The following is a 6302-nucleotide window of genomic DNA, read 5'->3' as shown; positions in this document are numbered from 1 at the left end:
GCGGTACATGGCCGGCCAGGTGAGCGACGCAGCGACGGCACCCGTGGCACCGATCTCGCGGCTCTTGGTCGAGCCGAGGTCGGTGACGAACCCTGGACCGGTGTCGTCGAGGAAGCGCATGAGGACCGTGCGGACGTTCGGGAGGCCATCGGCGTCGACCGTGGCGACCGAGAGCGCGACGGGCTCGACGACGTCGCCGCGGTCGGCCTGCCTCGTCTCAGCCTCGGCGACCCACCTGCGCACCTGCTCGAGCGGGGTCGCCGCCAGCTGGTCCTCGCTGAGACCCTCGCCTGAGTACTCGCTCCGCACGACGCGACAGTACGCCGGCATCCATACAGGACTTGTCCTATAGATGACCGGTCCTCTATGGTCGGGGCATGTCCTTGAAGCACGCCGTTCTCGGGTTCCTGTCGATCGCCCCGATGTCCGGCTACGACCTGCGCAAGCACATGGAGGAGTCGGTCGCGCACTTCTGGCCGGCCGACCAGGCGCAGATCTACCGCACCCTGGGGCACCTGGCGGCGGACGGGCTGGTCTCGGTGACGACGATCCCGCAGGAGGGCAAGCCCGACCGCCGCGAGCACGCGATCACCGAGTCGGGGCTGGCGGAGCTCGACGACTGGCTCGCGTCCCCGGTCGAGTACGTGCCGTCGCGCGAGGTGTTCCTGGTTCGGCTGTTCTTCGTCGGCCGGCTCGGCGTCGAGCGCGTCCGGACCGTCCTGCAGGAGCGGGCCGACGAGGCGCGCGAGCTCGCCGCCGTCCTCGAGCAGACCCGGGACGCCAGCGAGCAGGCAGTCGCCGCGGCAGGCATCACGCTCGACCTCGAGATGCGGCTGCGCCTCGCCACGCTGGCCAACGGGCTGGCGCACGCGCGCGCGGAGCTCGACTGGACCCAGAACCTGCTCGCCGAGCTGACCGACTGACCGACCCGCACCCTCACCGACCGCCACCCGGCGGCCGGGCGATGCCCCACGCCCGAAGGAGTCGCGCCATGACCGCCACCACCGCCGCACGCACCGCACGCACCCACCGACCCGCCAGCCGCCGCGGGGTGCTCGTCTACGCCGCCGGCGTCCTGGTCCTCGCCACGATCGGCGGTCTGGTCATGTCCTCGTCCGAGGACCCCGGGACGAGCGCCGGCGCACTCGTGTTCGTCCTCAGCCCACTCCTGCTCGCGGTCGGCCTGCGCACGATCGGCCGGGAGGGCTGGGCCGACGCCGGGCTGCGGCTGGGTCGCGAGCGCGCCTGGTACGCCGTCGCGCTCCTGCTGTTCCCCGTGCTCTTCGCGGTTCCGATCCTGCTCGGTGCACTCACCGGCGACGTGCACGTGGCGCCCGGCGCCGGACCGCGGTTCGCGGCGCTCTTCGCGACCGGCTTCCTCGCCCGCGTGACGTTCGCCGCGTTCGAGGAGCTCGGCTGGCGGGGATACCTGGAGCCGCGGCTCGCCGCGCTCGGCGTGCCACCGCTGCGGCGGCACCTCGCAGTCGGCGTCCTGTGGGCCGTCTGGCACGTGCCGTACATCGTCGCGTTCGGTGACGGCTACACGGACCTGCCGCTGGCGGCGCAGCTCCCGCTGTTCACCGTCGCGGTGCTCGCGATGGCCGTGATCTGGGGCGTCGCCCGTGACCGCACCGGCAGCGTGTGGCCCGCGGTGCTCGGGCACGGGATGGCCAACGCGGTCGCGTTCCCGCTGCTGGCGGCGGACGTGCTCGTCATCGACAGCCCGCTGGTGCACGCTGCGCGCCCGGAGGGACTCCTCGTCCTGCCGCTCCTCGTGCTCACGGCGGTCGTCGTGTTCCGGCGCTGGGGCGGCGCGGTCGGTACTGTCCGGGCATGACGGAGACCGGCGTGACACTGCAGGTCGGGCGCGGGTTCCCGTGGGCGGCCGTCCTGGGCTGGTCCGGCCTCGTGCTCGCCGTCGTGGCAGCCGCCGGCGCCGTCCTCGCGGCAGACGCAGCGATCGACAACGCCCGCGACCCGCAGACCTGGGGCGACCTCGCCGCGGTGGTGATCCTGATGGTCGCGGCCGTCCCTGCGGTCCTCGCTCTGTTCGTCGGGATCGTGCAGGCCGGGCGCGGATGGGGGCCCCGGTGGCGGACTCGCAGCACCGTCGCCCTGGCGTCGCTCGTACCCCTCTGCTTCGCCGCCGTGCTGATCGTTCCCGTCCTGCTCGACCGATAACCCGGTGCCGACGCGACGGGCCAGGCCCTAGGTTGTCGCGATGGAGCAGCCCCCGATCCACTCCCACTACGAGAGCGACTTCGACGAGGACCAGCGCCTGCGCCAGGGACTGGGCCGGTTGGAGCTCGCTCGCGTGCAGGAGATCGTCCGTCGCCACCTGCGCCCGACCTCCCGCGTGCTGGACGTCGGCGGGGCCACCGGCGTGCACGCCGAGTGGCTGCTGGGCGACGGGCACACCGTGCACCTGGTCGACCTCCTGCCCGGGCACGTCGCGCGGGCGACCGAGCAGCTCGGCGTTCACGCGAGGTTCACCGCGACCGTCGGCGACGCCCGCGCCCTCGAGCTGCCGGACGAGTCCGTGGACGCCGTCCTCCTGCTCGGCCCGCTCTACCACCTGACCGACCGCGCCGACCGGCTGGCGGCGTGGCGCGAGGCGCGGCGCGTCGTCGTGCCCGGCGGGGTGGTGATCGCGATGGCGATCTCCCGGTTCGCGTCCCTGTTCGACGGGCTCGCGCAGTCCTACCTGTTCGACCCCGCGTTCCGGGCGATCGTCGCGCAGGACCTCGCAACCGGGGTGCACCAGAACCCCACGGGCGACCCCCGCTGGTTCACGACCGCGTACTTCCACCGCCCGGAGGAGCTGGGCGCGGAGGCGACCGAGGCCGGTCTCGATATCACCGAGACCGTGGGCGTCGAGGGGCTCGCGCACTGGATCCGGGCGATCGCGCCGGCGCTCGACGACGCAGCCGACCGCGAGGTGGTCCTGGACTCCGCGCGCGTGATCGAGGCGGAGCCCAGCCTGCTCGGGCTCAGCTCGCACCTGATCACCGTCGCGACCCGCTTGCACCTCACCTGACGTGAGGGCCTAGCGTCGGGCGCAGCGGCGACGACGACGCGCCGCACGAGTCGAGGAGGCACCATGACCACCTTGGTCCCGTACCTGACCGTGCACGACGCGGCCGCCGCGATCGCGTTCTACGGCGCCGCGTTCGGTGCGCAGGAGACCGGCGAGCGCGACGAGGGCGACGGCCGGATCGGCTTCGCCGAGCTCCGCATCGGGGAGATCGCCTTCTACCTGTCCGACGAGTTCCACGACTACGGCGCCTACGCCCCGGCGACGCTCGGGCACAGCACGTCCGCGATGGTGCTCGGGGTGGACGACGTCGACGCCGTCTACGCGGCCGCGGTCGCCGCCGGGGCGACCGCAGACCGGGAGCCCTCCGACCAGGGCGACGAGAAGCGCGGGTGGCTGGTCGACCCGTTCGGTCACCGCTGGGCGATCCACTCGTCCACGCGCTGACCATGGACGGTGCGTCCTGGCGGGTGGGCGAGCTGGCCGGGGTCTCCCGGGCTGACCGTGCGGACGCTGCACCACGACGACGACATCGGGCTCCTGACCCCGGAGCGCACCGCTCTGGGCGCCGCTGCGGTTCAGGCCGGGGTGAGCTCGAACACCGGGTGGTCCGCGACGTCGGCGACGAACGCGTCCACGGGGTCGGTCCGGTCGGCGGCGAAGTAGGCGCGCGTCGCCGAGGCCACCTGGACGTAGCGGTGGATGACCTGGGCGGCCTCCTGCGGGTCGGTCACCTCCCGCACGGCGTAGGTGCGCACGTCCCGACGCCGAGCCAGCTGCACGCGTCCGGCAGCCCGGGCGTTGTGCACCCAGCCCACCGCGCCGTACGGCGCGACGAGCCACCGCCGGCCGTCCTGGTCCACCGGCGTGACCGGCACCTTCCGRGCCAACCCGGTGGTGCGGCCGCGGGTGATCAGCATCCACGTGTACGGGACGAGGCCTGCCCGCACCAGCGGGAGCATCACCCTGTTCCCGACCGAACGCCACCGACCGGGCGCGTAGGTGCGTCGAGGACGGCGGGCCGCATCGCTCACGTCGTCAGTATCCGCCGCGGGCCTCGAGCACGGCCAGGTCGCGCTCGGCGTACCTGCGGTGCCACCACTCCTCGTTGAGCACGACGAGCAGGCACTCGCGGACCGGGAAGGTCGCGCCCTCGTCGGGCCACCCCGGACCCACCAGCGGCGCGGTCATGCGGTCGAGCTGCTCGTCGGTCAGGTCGTCGACCACCCCGCGCACCACCGCCATCGCGTCGAGTCGCAGGGCGAGCGCCTCGTCGAGCGACGGTCGCGCGTCCCGGTCCCGCGGCACTCCCGGTCGCGGCCGCATCTGGTCCCACGGGAGCGAGAGCGGGTGCCACGGGCTCGGGTCGCCCAGGATCCCGCGCGCCACCCACGACTCGGACGCGAAGGCCAGGTGCCGCAGGGTCTCGATGAACGACCACTCCTGCGCGACCGACTCGTGCAGCAGCTCCGGGGGCAGCCGCCGTGCACGGTCCACCGTCGCGGCCCACAGCCGTTCGTCGACGTCCCACGCCTGCCGGAACCCGTCGGCGGTGGCCGGCCGGAACAGCGGCTTCTCGGGGTGCCGCCGGTCCAGCTCGGCCTCCACCAGCGGGGCGACGTCGATGCCGTTGATGACGAGGCTCTGGACCTCGCCGTCGATGGTCGTGTCCGTGATCTCGACACCGCGCATGACGACCCCGTGGAACCCCACGAAGCGGAACGTGGAGCCGGTGAGGTCCACCATCGTGAACTGTGATCCCTGCAGGTCGGCGTCCTGGAACCGCGAGCCGCGCAGGTCGGAGAGGTCGCTCATACCGGTCAGGCTAGGACCGGGCTCCGACACCGGTCGGGCTCCCAGCGCTACCGGCCACGCGGTCGGCGGCCTACTCTCGGAGGATCCGCCGCAGCTCGCGGCGGCCGACCCGCGGGAGCACCCGTGACCGACACCATCGACCGGCTCGACGTCCTCGACCTCGACCTCGACGACGACGTCCGCGAGCGCCCCGTGGTCACGCGCCGCCCGATGCACCCGCCGCCCCCACCGTTCCTGCCGCTCTCGGCCACCGTGCGCTACCCGCCCGGTCGGGTGCCCGACGTGCAGGACGCCGTTCCCGTCGCCCGGGAGACGGAGCGGGTGCCGAGACGGTGGCGCTGGCGGTGGCTGACGACCTCAGCGGTGCACGGGACCCGCGAGCCCGTACGAGTGCCGTGGCGACTGCCCCAGCTCACCCGGTCACGCGTGGCCGCCGGCCTGCTCGGCGTCTTCCTCGGCGGTCTCGGCCTGCACCGGATCTACCTCGGCTACTGGCGACGAGGGTTCACCATGCTCGCGATCACCGTCGTCGGCGGGTTCTTCACTCTCGGCCTGGCCGCGATCGTCATGGGCGTCTGGGGCTTCGCCGAGGGGCTGCTGATCCTGTCCGTCCGGCGGGGTCGGTTCAGTCGTGACGCGCGAGGGCGGCCTCTGCGGGGCTGAGGTCAGCCGTAGAAGCTCTTGAGCAGCTCGAACACCACGATCCCGGGCCAGATCAGCGACTTCGGGATCGCGAGCACGAACGACCAGAACGTGTCCGCCTGCTGGAAGTAGAACACCGCGGCGCCGACGAACCCGATCCCGTAGACGGCTCCGCCTCCCGCACCGGACGACTTGTTCGCCATGCCACCCATCCTTGATCGCGCTCCCACTGCTGACGCCCCCACCGTTCTCCTGGAGAGAGGGCCAGGTCAAGGCGCCACGACGAGCAGGACAGGACCTGACCGCTACGCCGACGAGAGTGGCGCGCAGAGGACGGGACTTCCCGCCTCGTCGGACCCAGGTAAGGACACGACCTTGACCGTGCAGACCACCACGCACCTGAACTTCCGGGGCGACGCCCGTGCGGCGCTCGACTTCTACCACTCCGTGTTCGGCGGAGCACTCACCGTCATCAGCTACCAGGACATGGGCGCGGTCCAGGACCCGGCGGAGGCCGACCAGGTGGTCTGGGGCCAGGTCGCCGCCGAGAACGGCTTCCGTGTCATGGCCTACGACGTTCCGGCGGCGCGCCCGTGGAGCCGGGGTGACGACCCGTTCTTCGTCTCGCTCCGGGGCGACACCGCCGAGGAGGTCGCCGCGCTCTGGGAGCGGCTGTCCGAGGGCTCGACCGTCGCCGTCCCGCTCGCGCCCTCGCAGTGGGCTCCGCTGTACGGGATGCTCACGGACCCGTTCGGGGTCACCTGGGTGGTCGACGTGGCGGTGGAGTACAGCGCGGCCTGACGCCGTCGAC

At 72.9% G+C, this 6302-nt stretch carries 10 protein-coding genes and 1 pseudogene; 7 read left to right on the top strand and 4 right to left on the bottom strand.

Annotated features, from left to right (window positions below):
- Positions 1 to 309: pseudogene (locus AC1DUQ_RS15485) on the bottom strand (pyridoxamine 5'-phosphate oxidase); the annotation flags it as partial.
- 68 nt (positions 310 to 377) lie between these two features.
- On the opposite strand from AC1DUQ_RS15485, the gene AC1DUQ_RS15480 reads away from it, so the two are divergent.
- From AC1DUQ_RS15480 to AC1DUQ_RS15460, 5 genes are all read left to right on the top strand, one after another.
- Entirely contained in the window at positions 378 to 923 is a 546-nt protein-coding gene (locus tag AC1DUQ_RS15480) for a PadR family transcriptional regulator (RefSeq protein WP_477059512.1), read from the top strand.
- 68 nt (positions 924 to 991) lie between these two features.
- Positions 992 to 1837, top strand: coding sequence for a lysostaphin resistance A-like protein (locus tag AC1DUQ_RS15475; RefSeq protein WP_477059513.1), 846 nt, complete (start codon positions 992 to 994; stop codon positions 1835 to 1837).
- Complete coding sequence (locus tag AC1DUQ_RS15470) at positions 1834 to 2181, top strand: hypothetical protein (protein ID WP_477059514.1); 348 nt, start codon at positions 1834 to 1836, stop codon at positions 2179 to 2181. The genes AC1DUQ_RS15475 and AC1DUQ_RS15470 overlap by 4 nt, the downstream gene beginning before the upstream one ends.
- 40 nt (positions 2182 to 2221) lie before the next feature.
- Positions 2222 to 3037: a class I SAM-dependent methyltransferase gene (locus tag AC1DUQ_RS15465; RefSeq protein WP_477059515.1), complete on the top strand. Its 816-nt coding sequence runs from the start codon at positions 2222 to 2224 to the stop codon at positions 3035 to 3037.
- A gap of 63 nt (positions 3038 to 3100) precedes the next feature.
- A complete protein-coding gene (locus AC1DUQ_RS15460; RefSeq protein ID WP_477059516.1) occupies positions 3101 to 3481 on the top strand; it encodes a VOC family protein in 381 nt (126 codons plus the stop codon).
- A gap of 131 nt (positions 3482 to 3612) precedes the next feature.
- Here AC1DUQ_RS15460 and AC1DUQ_RS15455 read toward each other — a convergent pair whose 3' ends face one another.
- A complete protein-coding gene (locus AC1DUQ_RS15455) occupies positions 3613 to 4068 on the bottom strand; it encodes a nitroreductase family deazaflavin-dependent oxidoreductase (RefSeq protein ID WP_477059517.1) in 456 nt (151 codons plus the stop codon).
- A 4-nt stretch (positions 4069 to 4072) separates the two neighbouring features.
- Positions 4073 to 4849: a DinB family protein gene (locus tag AC1DUQ_RS15450; protein ID WP_477059518.1), complete on the bottom strand. Its 777-nt coding sequence runs from the start codon at positions 4847 to 4849 to the stop codon at positions 4073 to 4075.
- A gap of 123 nt (positions 4850 to 4972) precedes the next feature.
- Between AC1DUQ_RS15450 and AC1DUQ_RS15445 the strand changes: the two genes are divergently transcribed.
- Positions 4973 to 5512: an NINE protein gene (locus AC1DUQ_RS15445; RefSeq protein WP_477059519.1), complete on the top strand. Its 540-nt coding sequence runs from the start codon at positions 4973 to 4975 to the stop codon at positions 5510 to 5512.
- Between the two features lie 2 nt (positions 5513 to 5514).
- Here AC1DUQ_RS15445 and AC1DUQ_RS15440 read toward each other — a convergent pair whose 3' ends face one another.
- Entirely contained in the window at positions 5515 to 5694 is a 180-nt protein-coding gene (locus AC1DUQ_RS15440) for a hypothetical protein (RefSeq protein WP_421742680.1), read from the bottom strand.
- A gap of 172 nt (positions 5695 to 5866) precedes the next feature.
- Between AC1DUQ_RS15440 and AC1DUQ_RS15435 the strand changes: the two genes are divergently transcribed.
- Complete coding sequence (locus AC1DUQ_RS15435; protein ID WP_477059520.1) at positions 5867 to 6292, top strand: VOC family protein; 426 nt, start codon at positions 5867 to 5869, stop codon at positions 6290 to 6292.
- Positions 6293 to 6302: the final 10 nt, after the last annotated feature.

The organism is Cellulomonas sp. P4_B5_2 (assembly GCF_056402235.1).
The sequence above is the reverse complement of the archived record's forward strand: the minus strand, read 5'-3'. Positions and strand labels throughout refer to the sequence as shown.

Excerpts from the sequence above, each read along its gene's own strand:
- AC1DUQ_RS15480 (WP_477059512.1), top strand. The coding sequence starts at position 378 with ATGTCCTTGAAGCACGCCGTTCTCGGGTTCCTGTCGATCGCCCCGATG.
- AC1DUQ_RS15475 (WP_477059513.1), top strand. The coding sequence starts at position 992 with ATGACCGCCACCACCGCCGCACGCACCGCACGCACCCACCGACCCGCC.
- AC1DUQ_RS15470 (WP_477059514.1), top strand. The coding sequence starts at position 1,834 with ATGACGGAGACCGGCGTGACACTGCAGGTCGGGCGCGGGTTCCCGTGG.
- AC1DUQ_RS15465 (WP_477059515.1), top strand. The coding sequence starts at position 2,222 with ATGGAGCAGCCCCCGATCCACTCCCACTACGAGAGCGACTTCGACGAG.
- AC1DUQ_RS15460 (WP_477059516.1), top strand. The coding sequence starts at position 3,101 with ATGACCACCTTGGTCCCGTACCTGACCGTGCACGACGCGGCCGCCGCG.
- AC1DUQ_RS15450 (WP_477059518.1), bottom strand. The coding sequence starts at position 4,849 with ATGAGCGACCTCTCCGACCTGCGCGGCTCGCGGTTCCAGGACGCCGAC.
- AC1DUQ_RS15440 (WP_421742680.1), bottom strand. The coding sequence starts at position 5,694 with ATGGCGAACAAGTCGTCCGGTGCGGGAGGCGGAGCCGTCTACGGGATC.